The 17,594-nt window shown below is 72.3% G+C and carries 14 protein-coding genes; 11 read left to right on the forward strand and 3 right to left on the reverse strand.

All coding sequences use genetic code 11. The annotated features are described in order from the left end of the window. Nucleotides 1-9 precede the first annotated feature (9 nt). Nucleotides 10-1,053: a zinc-dependent alcohol dehydrogenase family protein gene (locus ABZ478_RS01195; protein WP_359544424.1), complete on the forward strand. Its 1,044-nt coding sequence runs from the start codon at nucleotides 10-12 to the stop codon at nucleotides 1,051-1,053. Here the strand turns inward: ABZ478_RS01195 and ABZ478_RS01200 are convergent. The 3 genes from ABZ478_RS01200 to ABZ478_RS01210 all read right to left on the reverse strand — a co-directional run bounded on the left by ABZ478_RS01200 (nucleotide 1,034) and on the right by ABZ478_RS01210 (nucleotide 3,060). Continuing rightward, nucleotides 1,034-1,597, reverse strand: coding sequence for a GNAT family protein (locus ABZ478_RS01200; RefSeq protein WP_359544425.1), 564 nt, complete (start codon nucleotides 1,595-1,597; stop codon nucleotides 1,034-1,036). The two genes, ABZ478_RS01195 and ABZ478_RS01200, sit on opposite strands and share 20 nt — an antisense overlap. Nucleotides 1,598-1,648: 51 nt before the next feature. Continuing rightward, on the reverse strand, nucleotides 1,649-1,849 hold the full coding sequence (locus ABZ478_RS01205) for a MerR family transcriptional regulator (protein WP_199210618.1): 201 nt from the start codon (nucleotides 1,847-1,849) through the stop codon (nucleotides 1,649-1,651). A 296-nt stretch (nucleotides 1,850-2,145) separates the two neighbouring features. Beyond that, nucleotides 2,146-3,060 carry a sugar phosphate isomerase/epimerase gene (locus tag ABZ478_RS01210; protein WP_359544426.1) on the reverse strand — a complete coding sequence of 305 codons (915 nt, stop codon included), beginning with the start codon at nucleotides 3,058-3,060 and terminating at the stop codon, nucleotides 2,146-2,148. A gap of 145 nt (nucleotides 3,061-3,205) precedes the next feature. Between ABZ478_RS01210 and iolC the strand changes: the two genes are divergently transcribed. From iolC to ABZ478_RS01260, 10 genes are all read left to right on the forward strand, one after another. Next, nucleotides 3,206-4,171, forward strand: a complete 966-nt coding sequence (gene iolC, locus ABZ478_RS01215; protein WP_359544427.1) for a 5-dehydro-2-deoxygluconokinase — start codon at nucleotides 3,206-3,208, stop codon at nucleotides 4,169-4,171. 11 nt (nucleotides 4,172-4,182) lie between these two features. Further along, nucleotides 4,183-5,112 (forward strand): deoxyribose-phosphate aldolase, encoded by a 930-nt coding sequence (locus ABZ478_RS01220; protein WP_359544428.1) that lies wholly within the window; start codon nucleotides 4,183-4,185, stop codon nucleotides 5,110-5,112. 8 nt (nucleotides 5,113-5,120) lie between these two features. After that, on the forward strand, nucleotides 5,121-5,945 hold the full coding sequence (gene iolB, locus ABZ478_RS01225) for a 5-deoxy-glucuronate isomerase (protein ID WP_359544429.1): 825 nt from the start codon (nucleotides 5,121-5,123) through the stop codon (nucleotides 5,943-5,945). Then, the gene (gene iolD, locus ABZ478_RS01230; protein WP_359544430.1) at nucleotides 5,942-7,819 is read left to right on the forward strand and encodes a 3D-(3,5/4)-trihydroxycyclohexane-1,2-dione acylhydrolase (decyclizing); all 1,878 of its coding nucleotides are present in this window, start codon (nucleotides 5,942-5,944) and stop codon (nucleotides 7,817-7,819) included. The genes iolB and iolD overlap by 4 nt, the downstream gene beginning before the upstream one ends. A gap of 15 nt (nucleotides 7,820-7,834) precedes the next feature. Continuing rightward, nucleotides 7,835-9,337: a CoA-acylating methylmalonate-semialdehyde dehydrogenase gene (gene mmsA, locus ABZ478_RS01235; protein ID WP_359544431.1), complete on the forward strand. Its 1,503-nt coding sequence runs from the start codon at nucleotides 7,835-7,837 to the stop codon at nucleotides 9,335-9,337. Between the two features lie 370 nt (nucleotides 9,338-9,707). Continuing rightward, nucleotides 9,708-11,114 (forward strand): APC family permease, encoded by a 1,407-nt coding sequence (locus ABZ478_RS01240; RefSeq protein WP_359544432.1) that lies wholly within the window; start codon nucleotides 9,708-9,710, stop codon nucleotides 11,112-11,114. A gap of 241 nt (nucleotides 11,115-11,355) precedes the next feature. Continuing rightward, entirely contained in the window at nucleotides 11,356-14,007 is a 2,652-nt protein-coding gene (locus ABZ478_RS01245) for a CocE/NonD family hydrolase (RefSeq protein WP_359544433.1), read from the forward strand. Further along, nucleotides 14,004-14,876 (forward strand): ABC transporter permease, encoded by an 873-nt coding sequence (locus ABZ478_RS01250; protein WP_359544434.1) that lies wholly within the window; start codon nucleotides 14,004-14,006, stop codon nucleotides 14,874-14,876. Before ABZ478_RS01245 ends, ABZ478_RS01250 begins: the two co-directional genes overlap by 4 nt. A 104-nt stretch (nucleotides 14,877-14,980) precedes the next feature. Continuing rightward, nucleotides 14,981-16,942 (forward strand): AMP-binding protein, encoded by a 1,962-nt coding sequence (locus tag ABZ478_RS01255; RefSeq protein WP_359544435.1) that lies wholly within the window; start codon nucleotides 14,981-14,983, stop codon nucleotides 16,940-16,942. A gap of 412 nt (nucleotides 16,943-17,354) precedes the next feature. Next, nucleotides 17,355-17,582 carry a chaplin gene (locus tag ABZ478_RS01260; protein ID WP_358931572.1) on the forward strand — a complete coding sequence of 76 codons (228 nt, stop codon included), beginning with the start codon at nucleotides 17,355-17,357 and terminating at the stop codon, nucleotides 17,580-17,582. Nucleotides 17,583-17,594 lie beyond the last annotated feature (12 nt).

Genomic DNA, 17,594 nt, shown 5'->3' on the forward strand with positions numbered 1-17,594 from the left:
GTGGGCCGCATGAGAGCGGTGGTGTTCGAGAAGTACGGGGAGCCGGCCGAGGTGCGGGAGGTGCCGGACCCGGAGCCGGCCGAGCACGGGGTCGTGGTGCGGGTCGAGGCGACGGGACTGTGCCGCAGCGACTGGCACGGCTGGATGGGCCACGACCCGGACATCACCCTGCCGCACGTCCCCGGGCACGAACTCGCCGGAGTCGTCCAGGCGGTGGGCGCCCGGGTGACCGGCTGGCGGCCGGGCGACCGGGTCACCGTGCCCTTCGTCTGCGCCTGCGGAAGCTGCCCGTCCTGCGCGGCCGGCGACCAGCAGGTGTGCGAGCGTCAGACCCAGCCCGGCTTCCACCACTGGGGGTCCTTCGCCCAGTACGTGGCGCTCGGCCACGCCGACGTGAACCTGGTCGCGGTGCCGGACTCGATGGCCTTCGGCACGGCCGCCGCCCTCGGCTGCCGCTTCGCCACCGCCTTCCGCGCGGTGGTGCGGCAGGGCCGGCTGGCGGCGGGGGAGTGGGTCGCGGTGCACGGCTGCGGCGGGGTCGGGCTGTCGGCGGTGATGATCGCGGCCGCCGCGGGGGCCCGGGTGGTCGCCGTGGACGTCTCGCCCCGGGCGCTCGAACTGGCCCGGACGTTCGGCGCGGCCGCGACGGTGGACGCCTCCGCCGTACCGGACACGGCGGCGGCCGTGACGGAGCTGACCGGCGGGGGCGCCCATCTCTCCCTGGACGCCCTCGGCTCGCCCGCCACCTGCGCCGCTTCCGTCGGCTCCCTGCGCCGCCGCGGCCGGCATGTCCAGGTGGGCCTGCTGCCCTCGGCCGACGGCACCACCCCGGTCCCGCTGGCCCGCGCCATCGCCCTGGAACTGGAGATCCTCGGCAGCCACGGCATGGCCGCCCACGCCTATCCCGGGATGCTGGACCTGGTCGGCAGCGGAGCGCTGCGCCCGGACCTGCTGGTGACGCGGACGATCCCGCTGGACGAGGCCCCGGCCGCCCTCGCCGCCATGGGAGCGGCTCCGGGACCGGGCGTGACCGTCATCGAGCCGTGGCGCTGAGCGCGGCCCACTCACGGTCCAGGATCGCCATGATCACCTCGTCGGCCCACTCGCCGTCGCGTACCTGCACCTCCCGCCGGACCCCCTCGACCACGAACCCGGCCTTCTCGTAGACGCGCAGGGCCCGCTGGTTGTGGGCCCAGGCGGCCAGCTCGATGCGATGAAGGCCGAGCGACTCGAAGCCGTGGGCGACGATCAGCCGGGTCGCCTCGGTGCCGATGCCACGGCCCCGGCCGCGGGGGCCGACGAGGGTGCGGAAGGTGCAGCTCCGGGCGGCGGCGTCGTACTCGTACAGCACCACCTCGCCCAGCACTTCGCCGGTCTGCGGATCGGTGACGGCCAGGTCGAGGCGGTCGGGGGCGGTGGCCCGGGAGCCGTACCAGGTGCGCAGCCGCTCCGGTGTCAGGTCGGTGGACGGCTCGAAGGTGAAGCGGACGACCTCGGGGTCGGCGACGATCTCCCCCATGACATCGGCGTCGGCCTCGGCGAACGGCCGCAGAACGGTCCTGCGGCCGGTCAGAACGGGTTTGACGGAGAAACTCATGGGGCGACTGTGCCCCACACGGCAGGTGGGGCACAGGTGGTTTTCCGGCGCTCAGTCCGCTCTTCGGCCCCGGTTGCCCGGCCGGGAGGCGACCCAGGCGCGGACGGTGTCGGCGTACCAGTAGGGCTTGCCGGCCTCCACCTGGTCCGGCGGGGGCAGCAGGCCGTGCTTGCGGTAGGACCGCACGGTGTCCGGCTGCACCCTGATGTGCGCCGCGATCTCCTTGTAGGACCAGAGCCTTCGGTCGGTCATGCGTCGTACCTCCCCGCGCACGCCGCGGCGCGGCCGGGGGACGGCCGTCGGGGGAGCCGGGCGGTGCACTGGTGATCACCAAGCCTGTGCCCGGTGAACGAGACCGAGGGGCGACGGGCAAGCGGCTGTTGGCCGGGTGTGACCGAGAACCCGCGTAGGTGCGACATCTGTGACAGGAAAGGGGAGTTTGTGACACGGCCGCAGCAAAGTGGCGCGTGATGCGGCCGGTTCGGGCGACGTGGGGCGCGAGGAGGGAGGGAGGGAGGAGCGGGGCGGCGATGCAGCGAGGCCGGCGTTCAGGCTCCGCAGGACCTCAGGAACGCCCGGGTGCGCCGGGCGATCGGCAGCGGCTCGTCCGGGTCGCACGGGTACATGTCCTGCTCGACGATCGCGAACAGATCTGTGGCCAGCCGTCCGGCGGCCTCCAGTACCGGCCCCAGCGCGGGGACCCCGGACGGCGGTTCGCACATCACCCCCTGGGCGACCGCGGGCCCGAACGGCGTGCCCTTGGCCCGCACGTCGGCGAGGATCTCCGGGTCCACCTGCTTGAGATGCAGATAGCCGATCCGCTCGCCGTAGGTCTCGATCAGCTTGACGCTGTCGCCGCCGCAGTACGCGTAGTGCCCGGTGTCCAGGCACAGTGACACCAGATCGGGGTCGGTGCCGTCGAGGAACCGGGTGACGTTCTCCTCGGTGTCGATGTGCGTGTCGGCGTGCGGGTGCACCACGACCGTGAGGCCGTACCGCTCCCGCACCTCGCGCCCCAGCCGTTCGGTCAGCGAGGTCAGGTCGCGCCACTGCCCGGCGGTCAGCGTGTCGGGCTCCAGCACCTCGCCCGTCCGGTCGTCCCGCCAGAAGGACGGGATGACGACCAGGTGGCGGGCGCCCATGGCCCGGGTCAGGGCGGCGATGCCGGAGACATGTTCCCAGGTCCGCTCCCAGACGGCGGCGCCGTGGTGCAGGCCGGTGAAGACCGTGCCGGCCGACACCTTCAGGCCGCGGCGGCCGGTCTCCTCGGCGAGCACCGCGGGGTCGGTCGGCAGATAGCCGTAGGGGCCCAGCTCGATCCACTCGTAGCCCGAGCCGGCGACCTCGTCGAGGAACCGCTGCCAGGGCACCTGCCGCGGGTCGTCCGGGAACCACACGCCCCAGGAGTCGGGCGCCGAACCGATCCGGATGCGGGAAAGTGAGGAGGGTGACAAGGACGTCATGGCCGCCAGCCTGCGGGCGCCCGGAAAGCGGTGTCAAGCTGTCGTCCGAATGTCCGGACAAAAGATTGACAGGGTTCGTCCGGCAGGACTAGAAAGCCCGGGAGGAGATACGCGGGGTGAACCGGACAGCACGGAAGGGATGCCGATGGCGTACGACCTGATCACCATGGGGCGGATCGGAGTGGATCTCTACCCGCTGCGGACCGGCGTCCCCCTCGCCCAGGTGTCGGCCTTCGGCAAGTTCCTCGGCGGATCGGCGACCAACGTCGCGGTCGCCGCCGCCCGGCTCGGCCGCCGCACGGCCGTGATCACCCGTACCGGCGACGATCCCTTCGGCACCTATCTGCACGAGGCCCTGCGCGGCTTCGGCGTCGACGACCGCTGGGTCACCCCGGTCCCCGGACTGCCCACGCCGGTCACCTTCTGCGAGGTCTTCCCGCCGGACGACTTCCCCCTCTACTTCTACCGCCACCCCAAGGCGCCCGACCTGGAGATCGACCCCGGCGACCTGGACCTGGACGCCATCGCCGCCGCCCGGATCTTCTGGGTCACCGGCACCGGCCTGAGCGAGGAGCCGAGCCGTACGGCGACCCTCACGGCCCTCGCCCACCGGGCCCGGTCCGGTACGACGGTCTTCGACCTCGACTGGCGCCCCGTTCTCTGGAACGGCACGGCCCGGACCGACCCCGACGAGGTCCGGCCCCACTACGCCGAGGCGCTGCGGCACACCACGGTCGCCGTCGGCAACCTGGACGAGGTGGAGATCGCGACGGGCGTCCGCGAACCCCATGCGGCGGCCCGCGCCCTGCTGGCCGCCGGGGCCGAGATCGCCGTGGTCAAACAGGGACCCAAGGGCGTCCTCGCCGTCGACCGGACCGGCGAGTGCGCGGAGGTCCCGCCCCTGCCGGTCACCGTCCTCAACGGACTCGGCGCCGGAGACGCCTTCGGCGGCGCCCTCTGCCACGGCCTGCTGGCGGGCTGGGACCTGGAGACGACCATGCGGTACGCCAACGCGGCCGGCGCCATCGTCGCCTCCCGCCTGGAGTGCTCCTCCGCGATGCCGACCCCCGCCGAGGTGGCCGCCGCGCTCGAAGCCGGAGCGGTGCTGTGAGGGCCGGCCGCGTGGCGGGAACGCACACCGAGGGCGGGTCGGGGACCCGGCTGCCGCCCGTCGACGTCTCCGAACTGGTCCGCGTCCGCACCCACCACCCCGAAGCCGTCGCCGAGGCCGCCGCCCGCCGCGCCCGGCGCCCGCTGCTGACCACGAGCGGCCGCCTGATGATCGTCGCCGCTGACCACCCGGCCCGGGGCGCGCTCGGTGCCGGCGGCCGCGCTCTCGCCATGGCCAACCGCGCCGATCTGCTGCGGCGGTTGTGCCTCGCACTGTCCAGGCCCGGCGTCGACGGCGTCCTCGCGAGCGCCGACATCCTGGACGACCTGCTGCTCCTCGGCGCCCTGGACCACAAGGTCGTCCTCGGCTCCATGAACCGCGGCGGCCTGCAGGGCGCCAGTTTCGAACTGGACGACCGCTTCACCGGTCACCGCCCCGAGGACATCCAGCGGCTCGGCTTCGACGCCGGCAAGCTGCTGCTGCGCATCGACTACGCCGACCCCGGCTCCCTGACCACCCTGGAGTCCGCCGCCCGCGTCATCGACGACATGGCCGCTCGCCGGCTGCCGGTCTTCGTGGAGCCGTTCATCACCAGCCGCACCCCCGAGGGGCGGCTGGTCAACGACCTGTCCGCCGACGCCGTCACCAGATCCATCGCCATCGCCTCCGGCCTCGGCGGCTCCTCGGCCTACACCTGGCTCAAGGTGCCCGTCACCGAGAACCCCGACGACATGGCCCGGGTCATGGAGACCTCGACCCTGCCGGCCGTACTCCTCGGCGGTGACGTCGGCGGCTCTCAGGAGCAGGCCGCCGCCTTCGAGAAGTGGCGCGGCGCTCTGCAACTGCCCACCGTGCGCGGCCTGGTGGTGGGCCGTTCGCTGCTGTACCCGGCGGACGGCGATGTGGCCGCCGCCGTGGACACCGCCGCCGGACTGCTGTGAGGGGCCGCATGACCAGTACCGATCTGCACCTGCCCCGGGGAACCGCCGCGAACGGCGGGTACACCCTCGACATCGGCCCCGAGCGCGCCGGATGGGAGTACAGCGGCCTGCGCGTCGTGGAGTTGACACCCGGCGGCAGCCATACGTTCACCACCGGGGGCAGTGAATGGATCGTGCTTCCGTTGCAAGGCGGATGTACCGTGCGAATCGAGGAAGACGAGTTCCAACTCCTGGGGCGGGAGAGCGTGTTCACCGAGGTCTCCGACTTCGTGTACGCGCCCCGCGACGCCCGGGTCCAGATCGCCTCCGGCGCGGGAGGCCGCTTCGCCCTGGCAGGAGCGAAGTGCGAGCGACGACTCCCCGCCCGCTACGGCCCCGCGCCGGAGGTCCCCGTCGAACACCGCGGCAGCGGCACCTGCGCCCGCCGGGTGCGCAACTTCGCGGCGGCCGACACCTTCGACTGCGACCGGCTGATCGCCGTGGAGGTCGTCACCCCCGGCGGCAACTGGTCCTCCTACCCGTCGCACAAGCACGACGAGCATCTGCCGGGTGAGGAGTCCCGGCTGGAGGAGATCTACTACTTCGAGATCGACGGCCCGAACGGTTTCGGCTACCAGCGCGTATTCCCCTCGCGGGAGGGCGGCTCCGACGTCCTCGCCGAGGTCCGCTCCGGCGACGCCGTCCTCGTCCCCGACGGATGGCACGGCCCGTCGATCGCCCAGCCCGGCCACGACATGTACTACCTCAACGTCATGGCGGGACCCGGCGAGAAGCGGGAGTGGCGGATCCGCTTCCACCCCGGCCAAGCAGAGAACACAGGGGGCTACCGATGACGATCAGGCTGACCGTCGCCCAGGCGCTCGTCCGCTTCCTCGCCGCCCAGCACACCGAACGCGACGGCGAGCGGCGGCGGCTGATCGGCGCCACCTGGGGCATCTTCGGGCACGGCAACGTCGCCGGGCTCGGCCAGGCGCTGGTCGAGTACGCCGAGGTCATGCCGTACCACCAGGGCCGCAACGAGCAGGCCATGGTGCACGCGGCGGTCGGCTACGCCCGTCAGTCCAACCGCCTGTCCACCCACGCCGTCACGACCTCCATCGGCCCCGGTGCCACCAACCTGGTCACCGGCGCCGCCCTCGCCACCGTCAACCACCTCCCGGTCCTGCTCCTCCCCGGCGACGTCTTCGCCGCCCGCCCCGCCGACCCGGTCCTGCAGCAGCTCGAGGTGCCCTACGCGGGCGACCTCTCGGTCAACGACACCCTGCGCCCGGTGTCCCGGTACTTCGACCGGATCACCCGGCCCGAGCAGCTGATCCCGGGCGCGCTGCAGGCCATGCGGGTCCTCACCGACCCGGTGGAGACCGGCGCGGTCACCCTCGCCCTGCCGCAGGACGTACAGGCCGAGGCGTACGACTGGCCCGAGGAGTTCTTCGCCCGGCGCGTGTGGGTGGTACGGCGCCCCGGCGCGGACCCGACCGAGCTGGCCGAGGCGGTCCAGGCCGTCCGCCGGGCGCGCAGGCCGCTCGTCGTCGCGGGCGGCGGCGTCCACCACAGCCGCGCCGAAGAGGCCCTCGCGGAGTTCGCCGCGGCCACCCGGATACCGGTCGCCTCAACCCAGGCCGGCAAGGGCTCCCTGCGCCACGACCACCCGCAGGACGTCGGCGGCGTCGGCCACACCGGCACCGCCACCGCCGACGAACTGGCCCGCACCGCGGACCTCGTCATCGGCGTCGGCACCCGCTACACCGACTTCACCACCGCCTCCGGCACCCTCTTCGAGAACCCGGACGTCCGCTTCCTCAACCTCAACATCGCGCCCTTCGACGGCCACAAGCTCGCCGGGCTCCCGCTCGTCGCGGACGCCCGCAGCGGCCTGGGCGAACTCACCGAGGCGCTGGTGATGCACGGCCACCGGGCCGCCGGCTCCTACGTCACCGAGTACACCGAGGACAAGGAGCGCTGGGAGCAGCGCGTGGACGCCTGCTTCGAGGCCGACGAGCCCGACGTACGGCCCACCCAGCCGCAGGTCATCGGCGCCCTCGACGCCCTGGCCGACGAGTCCGACATCATCGTGAACGCGGCCGGCTCGCTCCCCGGCGACCTGCACAAGCTGTGGCGGACCAGGTCCCGGGACCAGTACCACCTGGAGTACGGCTACTCCTGCATGGGCTACGAGATCCCGGCCGCGATCGGCGTCAAGCTCGCCGCGCCCGGGCGGAACGTGTGGGCGCTGGTCGGCGACGGCACGTATCTGATGATGCCGACGGAGATCGTGACCGCCGTCCAGGAGGGCGTCGCGATCAAGGTCCTGCTGGTGCAGAACCACGGGTACGCGTCGATCGGCGGCCTGTCGGAGTCGGTGGGCGGCGAGCGGTTCGGCACCGCCTACCGTCACCGCGCGGCCGACGGCACCTTCACCGGCGCCCCGCTGCCGGTGGACCTCGCCGCCAACGCGGCCAGCCTCGGCATGCGGGTGCTGCGCGCGCGGACGGTCCGGGACCTGCGGGCGGCGCTCGCCGAGGCACGCGCGGCCGACACTCCCACATGTGTCTACGTGGAGACCGAAACGTCCGACACTGTGTCGGGCGCGCCTCCGGCGCAGGCCTGGTGGGATGTTCCTGTGGCCGAGACCGCGACCCGATCGTCCGCGGTCAAGGCACGTGAGCTGTACGAACGGCACGTCTCGACCCGACGCCGCCATCTGTAGAAGGAGTCTTAGGGCATGACGAAGATCGTCAACCACTGGATCGGCGGCAAGACCGCCGAAGGCGCGTCGGGTACGTACGGGCCGGTCACGGACCCGGCGACCGGCGCGGTCACCACGAAGGTCGCGTTCGCGTCGGTCGAGGAGGTGGACGCGGCGGTCGCCGCCGCCAAGGACGCCTACCAGACCTGGAGCCGGTCCTCGCTGGCCCAGCGGACCAACATCCTCTTCAAGTTCCGGGCGCTGCTCGACGCGCACCGGGACGAGATCGCCGAGCTGATCACCGCCGAGCACGGCAAGGTGCACTCGGACGCCCTCGGCGAGGTGGCGCGCGGCCTGGAGATCGTCGAGCTGGCCTGCGGCATCAACGTGCAGCTCAAGGGCGAGCTGTCCACGCAGGTGGCGAGCCGGGTGGACGTGTCGTCGATCCGGCAGCCGCTGGGTGTCGTCGCGGGCATCACCCCGTTCAACTTCCCGGCGATGGTCCCGATGTGGATGTTCCCGATCGCCATCGCCTGCGGCAACACGTTCGTGCTGAAGCCGAGCGAGAAGGACCCGTCGGCGGCCGTCCGGCTGGCCGAGCTGCTCGCCGAGGCCGGACTGCCCGACGGTGTCTTCAACGTCGTGCACGGTGACAAGGTGGCCGTGGACCGGCTGCTGGAGCACCCGGACGTCAAGGCCGTCTCCTTCGTCGGCTCGACCCCGATCGCCCGCTACATCCACACCACCGCCTCCGCGGCCGGCAAGCGGGTGCAGGCCCTCGGCGGCGCCAAGAACCACATGCTGGTGCTGCCGGACGCCGACCTGGACGCGGCCGCCGACGCGGCGGTCTCGGCGGCCTACGGTTCGGCCGGCGAGCGCTGCATGGCGATCTCCGCGGTCGTGGCGGTCGGCGCGATCGGCGACGAACTGGTGGAGAAGATCCGCGAGCGGGCCGAGAAGATCAAGATCGGTCCCGGCAACGACCCGGCGTCCGAGATGGGCCCGCTGATCACCGCCGTCCACCGCGACAAGGTCGCCTCCTACGTGAAGGGCGCCGCGGACGAGGGCTGCGAAGTGGTGCTGGACGGCACCGGCCACACCGTGGAGGGCTTCGAGGACGGCCACTGGATCGGCCTCTCGCTGCTCGACAGGGTTCCGGTCACCGCCAGTGCCTACCAGGACGAGATCTTCGGCCCCGTCCTGTGCGTGCTGCGCGCCGAGACGTACGAGGAGGGCGTGGCCCTCATCAACGCCTCGCCGTTCGGCAACGGCACCGCGATCTTCACCCGGGACGGCGGCGCGGCCCGCCGCTTCCAGCTCGAGGTCGAGGCCGGCATGGTCGGCGTCAACGTCCCGATCCCGGTCCCCGTCGGCTACCACTCCTTCGGCGGCTGGAAGGACTCGCTCTTCGGCGACCACCACATCTACGGCAACGACGGCACGCACTTCTACACCCGCGGCAAGGTCGTCACCACCCGCTGGCCGGACCCGGCGGACGCCCCCGCGGGCGTCGACCTGGGCTTCCCGCGCAACCACTGAGAACGCCCCGTCGGGCCGTCCGGATACCGGACGGCCCGACATTTTTTTGCCCCGGCACCTGCGGTTCCCGTTTTCGCGGATGAAACGGGCAAGCCATGAGGGATCTGTCTCTTGCCTTCGAAAGCAAGGTCATTGATCCCTTCGACTTGCTGAATGAACTGCTGTGTGATCAGTGCCTACGAAAGCGATGTGAACTGCGTCGCTTTACGAGTGCGGAATCCGAAGGTAAACCCCCATTGACGCGGCGGTTTTCGAAGGGGTTCTCTAAGCAGCGCCGGGAGCGGACGAGAGAGACGTACGACGATCCGCCGGAGGCGATAGCGCTCCCGACCCCCACCTCAGTCGCACGAGTCGATCGGAACCCCGCCGCATGACCGACACGCTCCGCCCTGTCGACACAGCCGTCACAGACGCTTCCGGCATCCCTGACGGCCCCCAGAAGCTCAAGCGTTCCATCGGCGTCGTCGGCGGCACCCTGCTGACGCTCTCGTGCGTCACGCCCGCGTCCACGCTCTTCGTGGTCATCCCGGACCTGTTCGGCTCCCTCGGCACCGCCACCGCCCTGACGATCGCCATCGGCTCCCTCCTCTGTATCGCCGTGGCGTTCTGCTACTCCGAGCTGGGCACCCTCATCCCCAGCGCGGGCGGCGAGTACGCCATGGTGTCGACGATGGCCGGGCGGCTCGCGGGCTGGCTGGTCTTCGTGCTGTCCCTGCTGGTGGTGATGATCGTCCCGCCCGTGATCGCGATGGGCACGGCCGACTACCTGGCCCCGATCGTCCACCTGGACCCGGCCATGACCGGCGCCGGCGTGATGCTGCTCGCCACCCTCGCCGGACTGCTCGACCTGCGGGCCAACGCCTGGATCACCGGCATCTTCCTGGTCCTCGAGGTCATCGCGGCCGGCGTGGTCGCCCTGCTGGGCTTCTCGCACAGCCACCGCGGCGTCGGCAGCCTGGTCTCCATGCAGGTGGCCGGCCCGAGCGGCCACACCGACCCGGTGACGGCCATGCTCGTCATATCCGGGCTCGCCATCGCCCTCTTCGCCACCCAGGGCTTCTCGACCGCCGTCTACCTCTCCGAGGAACTGGAGCACCCGCGCCGCAACGTCGCCCGCACGGTGCTGGCCACCCTCGCCATCTCCTCGGTCGTCATCATCGTGCCGGTCGCCGCGATCACCATGGGCGCCTCCGACATCAAGGAGCTCACCAGCGGCGACATCAGCTCCATGGTCACCGCCTGGTCCAACTCGGCGGTCGGTACCTTCGTGAGCCTCTGCGTGGCCCTCGCGATCATCAACGCGGGCATCGTCATGGTCATCCAGAACTCCCGCGTCCTGTTCGCCTCCGCCCGCGACAAGGCCTGGCCCGAGCCGGTCAACAACGTCTTCTCCAAGCTCGGCCGCTTCGGCTCCCCCTGGGTCGCCACCCTGGCGGTCGGTGTCCCCGGCGCGCTGCTCTGCTTCGTCAACCTGGACACCCTGTACGGCGTCACCGGTGTCTCCGTGACCGGCATGTACATCCTCGTCGCGGTCGCCGCCCTGCTGTGCCGCCGCGGCTCCCACAAGCACACCTCCGCCTGGCGGATGCCGCTGTGGCCCGCGATGCCGATCCTGCTGATCGTGGTCCTCGCCTACATCCTCACCCAGCAGGAGGCGGGCTACCTGCTGTGGACCGGCGGCATCACCGCGGTCGCCACCCTCTACTGGGCCTTCTACCTGCGCCCGCGCCGCGACACCCGCTGGCTGGTGTCGATCCCGGAGGACGAGCAGGCCTGAGGACCCGGCCGAAGCCCCTGGCCACCACCGCGCACGACCCCTCGCCCTCGCCGCCCGCACTCCGCCGGGCGGCGAGGGCGACCTCGTTCCCGCGGCTCACGCCGGCCCCCTTCCGCGGCGGCGCCACCCGGTCCGGTACCACGCCTGGAGTACGGGGGAGCGCGCCCGTACGCCGCAAGGAGGGTGGGCGTTCAGCCCCTGGGCCGCATGCGCTGTCGGTGGCGGCCCGTACCGTTGATGCATGGATCTTCGAGTGCCCGGACCGCGGGGACTGCTGAAGGGGCCGCGCCGGCTGCTGGCCGCCGCGGCCGCCGTCGTGGTGCTCGCCGGGGCCGGGACGTGGTCGGCCGTCGCGTCCGACGACCCGCCCGGGGTGCGCCGGACCGACCGGGTCATGACCATGGCCGACGGCACCCGTCTGGACACCTCGTACTTCACCGGCGCCTCCGCCGGCCGCCGCCCCGCCGTCCTGATCGGCCACGGCTTCGGTGGCAGCAAGAACGACGTGCGGCAGGAGGCCGAAGACCTCACCCGCGCCGGATACACGGTGCTGACCTGGTCGGCCCGCGGCTTCGGCCGCTCCACCGGGAAGATCGGCCTGAACGACCCGGAGCACGAGGTCGCCGACGTCTCCCGGCTCATCGACTGGCTGGCCGAGCAGCCCCAGGTCCGCCTCGACGGCGAGGGCGACCCGCGGGTGGGCGTGACCGGCGGCTCCTACGGCGGCGCGATCTCCCTGCTCGCCGCCGGACACGACCGCCGTGTCGACGTCATCGCCCCGGCCGTCACCTACTGGAACCTGGCCGACGCCCTCTTCCCGAACGGCGTCTTCAAGAAGCTCTGGGCCGGCGTCTTCTTCAACACCGGCGGCGGCTGTGCCAGATTCGAGCCCGCCCTGTGCCGGATGTACGACCGGGTCGCCGAGTCCGGCACCCCGGACGACGCCGCCCGCGAACTGCTCCGGGAACGCTCGCCGGTCGCGGTCGCCGGCCGCGTCAAGGTGCCCACGCTGCTGCTGCAGGGCCAGACCGACTCCCTGTTCACCCTCGCCCAGTCCGACGCCGCCGAGAAGGCGATCCGCGCGAACGGCGCCCCCGTGGACGTCGACTGGATCGCGGGCGGACACGACGGCGGCGACATGGAGGACGGCCGGGTGCGGGAGCGGGTGACCGCCTGGTTCGACCATTACCTCAAGGGCGAGAAGTCCGCCGGCACCGGCCCCGCCTTCCGCGTCACCCGCACCGGCGGCGTCGACTCCACCGACGGCGCCGCCCGGCTGCGCGGTGCGAGCGCCGGCGCCTACCCGGGCCTGCGCGACCACCCGCGCGCCATCGCCCTGACCGGCCGCGAACAGCACGTGACCAACCCGGCCGGCGCCAGCCCGCCCGGCGTCTCCGCGCTGCCCGGCCTCGGCGGCTCCGGCGGACTCTCCCAGCTCTCCGCGCTCGGCGTCGGAGTCTCCCTCGACTTCCCCGGCCAGTACGCCCGGTTCGACTCGGCCCCGCTCACCCGCGACCTGCGGATCACCGGCACGCCGACCGCCACCGTCCACGTCACCTCCAGCACCGGCGACGCCGTCCTGTTCGGCAAGGTGTACGACGTGGGCCCCGACGGCACCCGGCAGGTGCTGCCCTCCCAGCTCGTCACACCCCTGCGGGTCACCGGCGCCAAGGCCGGCAAGGACGTCACGGTCACCCTCCCGGCGATCGACCACGAGGTGCGCAAGGGCCACCGGCTCCGCCTGGTCCTCGCCTCCACCGACCTCGGCTACGCCTCACCGGCCGCCCCGGCCACGTACACCGTGTCGCTCAGGTCGGACCTGAGCGTGCCGACCGCGCCCGCCGTCGCCACCGCGGCGGCCCCGCTGCCCGCCTGGGTGTGGTGGCTGCCCCTGGCCGGGGCGGTGGGCGCGCTCGCCCTGCTGGTCACCGGCCGCCGGCCCACGGCCGCCCCCGCGCCCGATCCGGCGCTCGCCGACGTCCCGCTGCAGATAACGGACCTGAGCAAGCGGTACACCAGGTCCGCCGACCGGTACGCGGTGCGCGAGCTGTCCTTCCGCGTGGAGAAGGGCCAGGTCCTCGGCTTGCTCGGGCCCAACGGCGCGGGCAAGACCACCACCCTGCGCATGCTGATGGGCCTGATCGGGCCCGACGGCGGGGAGATCCGCGTCTTCGGTCACGCCGTCCGGCCCGGCGCGCCGGTGCTGTCGAGAGTCGGCGCCTTCGTGGAGGGCGCGGGCTTCCTGCCCCATCTGTCCGGCCGGGAGAACCTGGAGCTCTACTGGCGGGCCACCGGCCGGCCGCCCGAGGACGCCCATCTCGACCAGGCCCTGGAGATCGCCGGCCTCGGCGACGCGCTCGCCCGCGCCGTGCGCACCTACTCCCAGGGCATGCGCCAGCGCCTGGCCATCGCCCAGGCCATGCTGGGCCTGCCCGACCTGCTCATCCTGGACGAACCCACCAACGGCCTCGACCCGCCCCAGATCCGCGAGATGCGCGAGGTGATGATCCGCTATGCGGCCGCCGGCCGCACCGTCATCGTCTCCAGCCACCTCCTCGCCGAGGTCGAGCAGTCCTGCACCCACCTCGTGGTGATGGACCGCGGCCGGCTCGTCCAGGCGGGACCGGTGCGGGAGATAGTCGGCTCCGGCGACACGCTGCTGGTCGGCACCGGCACGCCCGTGGAGGAGCCGGTGGTGGAGAAGGTCACGGCCCTGCCCGGTGTCGTCTCCGCCGTCCGCACCGAGGACGGGCTGCTCATCCGTCTCGAACCCGGCGGCACCGCCGAGGAACTGGTCGTGGAACTGGTGCGCCTCGAGGTGCCCGTCGCCTCGGTCGGCCCCCACCGGCGCCTGGAAGACGCCTTCCTCACCCTGATCGGAGGTGCCCCGTGAGCACGCTCACCGAGCCCGTCGAGCCCGTCGAGGTCGCCCCCGGATACCGCGCGGGCCGTACGCTGCCGCTGCGCGTGGAGCTGGTCCGCCAGCTCAAGCGGCGCCGCACGCTGATCATGGGCGGCGTCCTCGCGGTCCTGCCGTTCGTGCTGCTCGTCGCGTTCGCGATCGGCGGCGAGCCCTCGGGCCGCGACGGCCGGGTCACGCTGATGGACACGGCCACCGCCTCCGGCGCCAACTTCGCCGCGGTCAACCTGTTCGTCTCGGCGGGCTTCCTGCTGGTGATCCCGGTCGCCCTGTTCTGCGGGGACACGGTCGCCTCCGAGGCGGGCTGGTCCTCCCTGCGCTATCTGCTCGCCGCTCCCGTGCCGAGAACCCGGCTGCTGCTGTCCAAGCTCGCCGTGGGGCTCGGGCTGAGCCTCGCCGCGATGGTGCTGCTGCCGGTCGTGGCCCTCGCGGTCGGCACGGCCGCCTACGGCTGGGGCCCGCTGCAGATCCCCACCGGCGGCGCGCTCGATCCGGGCACGGCGGCGCAGCGGCTCGTGGTGGTCGTGGGTTACGTCTTCGTGTCCCAGCTGGTCACGGCCGGTCTGGCGTTCTGGCTGTCGACGAGGACGGACGCCCCGCTCGGCGCGGTCGGCGGCGCGGTCGGCCTGACGATCGTCGGCAACGTCCTGGACGCCGTGACCGCCCTCGGCCACTGGCGCGACTTCCTGCCGGCGCACTGGCAGTTCGCCTGGGCAGACGCCGTGCAGCCGGACCCGGAGTGGTCCGGCATGGTCCAGGGCGCGACGGTCTCCGTGACGTACGCCGTGGTGCTGTTCGCCCTGGCCTTCCGGGGCTTCGCACGCAAGGACATCGTCTCCTGACCACGGCCGGACCAGCCGCCGCACACCCCATTGACGTTTCCTTACTTGTGGGTAAGTTGACCCGGCAGTAAGAACCTTCGCCACAGCCGCGACCGGGAGCCGTCATGGGCGTACGCAGGGATCTGAAACGAGCACGACGGCGAGCCGACCTGGCGGCGCGCGGGTCGGTGGAGATCGTCAGGGATCCCGGGGGCACCGTGCGCGAGGTGCGGGCAGCGCTCCTGGCGGCACCGCTCACCGGCGGCTCCATGGCCGACCTCCCGTACTCCCACGCGGCCGGGACCCCGGACGCGGTACTCCTGCGCCGCCGCGCCGGGGGGACCTGGCGCCCGGTGACCGCGGCCGCCTTCGCCGCCGAGGTCACCTCCGTCGCCAAGGGGCTGATCGCCGCCGGTCTGGAACCGGGCGGCCGGGTCGCGGTGATGTCCCGCACCCGCTACGAGTGGACGGTCCTGGACTTCGCGATCTGGGCGGCCGGCGGCCAGTCCGTGCCCGTCTACCCGACCTCCTCCGCCGCGCAGGTCAAGTGGATCGTCCGGGACTCCGGCGCCGGGTACGTGGTCACCGAGACCGCCGAGAACACCGCCACGGTCCTCGTCGGCACCGCGAGCCACGCCCACCGGCCACGGGTGTGGCAGCTGACCCCGCCGGCGGACGCCGGGACGACCGCCGCGAACGCCGTACCGGGCGACGCCCTCGCCGAACTCACCGCCCTCGGCCGTGACCTCGGCGACGACGAGGTCACCAAGCGGCGCGCGGCCCTCACCCCCGACACCATCGCGACCCTCTGCTACACCTCGGGCACCACCGGCCGCCCCAAGGGCTGCGTGCTCACCCACGCCAACCTGCACGCCGAGGCCGCCAACACCGTCGAACTGCTGCACCCGGTCTTCCAGGCGGTCACCGGACAGACCGCCTCCACCCTGCTCTTCCTGCCGCTCGCCCACATCCTCGGCCGTACCCTGCAGCTCGCCTGCCTGATGGCCCGCATCGAGACCGGCCACTTCCCGAGCGTCAAACCCGACGAACTGCGACCCGCGCTCAGAGAGTTCCGGCCCACCTTCCTGGTCGGGGTGCCGTACCTCTTCGAGAAGATCCACGACACCGGGCGCGCCACCGCCGAGAAGATCGGCCGCGGTGCCTCCTTCGACCGCGCCGAACGGGTCGCCGTGCGCTTCGCCGAGGCGTACCTGCGGAAGTTCCTCGGCACCGGCAAGGGCCCGGGCCCCGGCCTTTACGCTGCGTGGGCCCTGTACGACCTGCTGGTCTACCGGCGCATCCGCAAGGAACTCGGCGGCCGCATGCGCTACGCCATCAGCGGCGGCTCCCCGCTGGACCGCGACCTCAACCTCTTCTTCAACGCGGCCGGGATCGTCGTCTACGAGGGCTACGGCCTGACCGAGACCACCGCGGCCGCCACGATCGTGCCTCCGCTCGCCCCCCGCCCCGGCACGGTCGGGCTGCCCATCCCGGGCGTGGCCGTGCGCATCGCCGACGACGGCGAGGTGCTGGTCAGGGGCTCAGTGGTCTTCGGCGCGTACTGGAACAACCCGGCGGCCACGGACGCCGTCCTGTCCGGCGAGTGGTTCGCCACCGGCGACCTCGGCCGCCTGGACGAGGACGGCTACCTCACCATCACCGGCCGCAAGAAGGACATCCTGGTCACCTCCGGCGGCAAGAACGTCTCCCCGGCGATCCTGGAGGACCGGCTGCGCAGCCGCTCACCGGTCGGCCAGTGCCTGGTCGTCGGCGACAACCGGCCCTTCGTCGCCGCGCTGATCACCCTCGACCCGGAGGCGGTGGGGCACTGGCTGACGGTGCGAAAGCTCCCGGCGGACACCCCGCTCGCCGAGCTCGTCCGTGACGAACGGCTTCGCCGCGAGGTGCAGAAGGCGGTGGACCACGCAAACGAGGCCGTCTCCCGCGCCGAGTCGATCCGCGCCTTCGCCCTGATCGAGGGTGAGTTCACCGAGGAGAACGGGCTGCTGACCCCGTCGCTGAAGGTGAAGCGGCACGCGGTGACCGCCGCCTACGCCGAACACATCGAGGCGCTGTACCGCCGGTGAGCACCGGGGTGCTCCCCTTCACTCCGATGGCCCAGGGACCACGGAGACGTCAGGAACTCGACGCAGGCCGAGCGACGAGCCGGCCTCGCACGTCCTGGACGGCACCCCCGTCGTGGCGGGCGACGGCCCCGGTGGCGACTGAGCCGGCCCGTCCCCCGGCACCGCCCGGAGGGCGGTTTCTCATGCTTCCGCGCCCGTGAAAATGCGCCGGTGTCGGCCAAGGTGTCAATTCTGTGGGGGCGTTCGAGTGAATTGACGGGTGGTATGCGTTCCGCAGTTTCTTCCGCTGTCTATTCCTCGTTTTACAACTGCCGGTCATGGTGCGAGCCGTTGAAGCTGTGCTCGCTCGACCGAAGCCGCTCGCTTGGTTTCGGCCGTCAAAAGGGCATGACCGCAGAGAAGGGAAAGTCTCATGAACAAGAGCGCTGTTGTGCTCGTCGGCGCGATCCTGGCTCTCGGTGGGGCGGCCCCCGCGTTCGCGGACTCCGGCGCGGAAGGCGTCGCCGCCAACTCGCCGGGCGTCGTCTCGGGCAACGCCATCGAGGTGCCGGTCCACGTTCCGGTCAACGCCTGCGGCGACTCCGTGGACGTCATCGGGGCGCTGAACCCGGCGCTCGGTGCCAGGTGCGACAACGACTGAGTGCAGTAACCC

Source organism: Streptomyces sp. NPDC005706, assembly GCF_040631045.1.
In the GTDB taxonomy this organism is placed as follows: domain Bacteria; phylum Actinomycetota; class Actinomycetes; order Streptomycetales; family Streptomycetaceae; genus Streptomyces.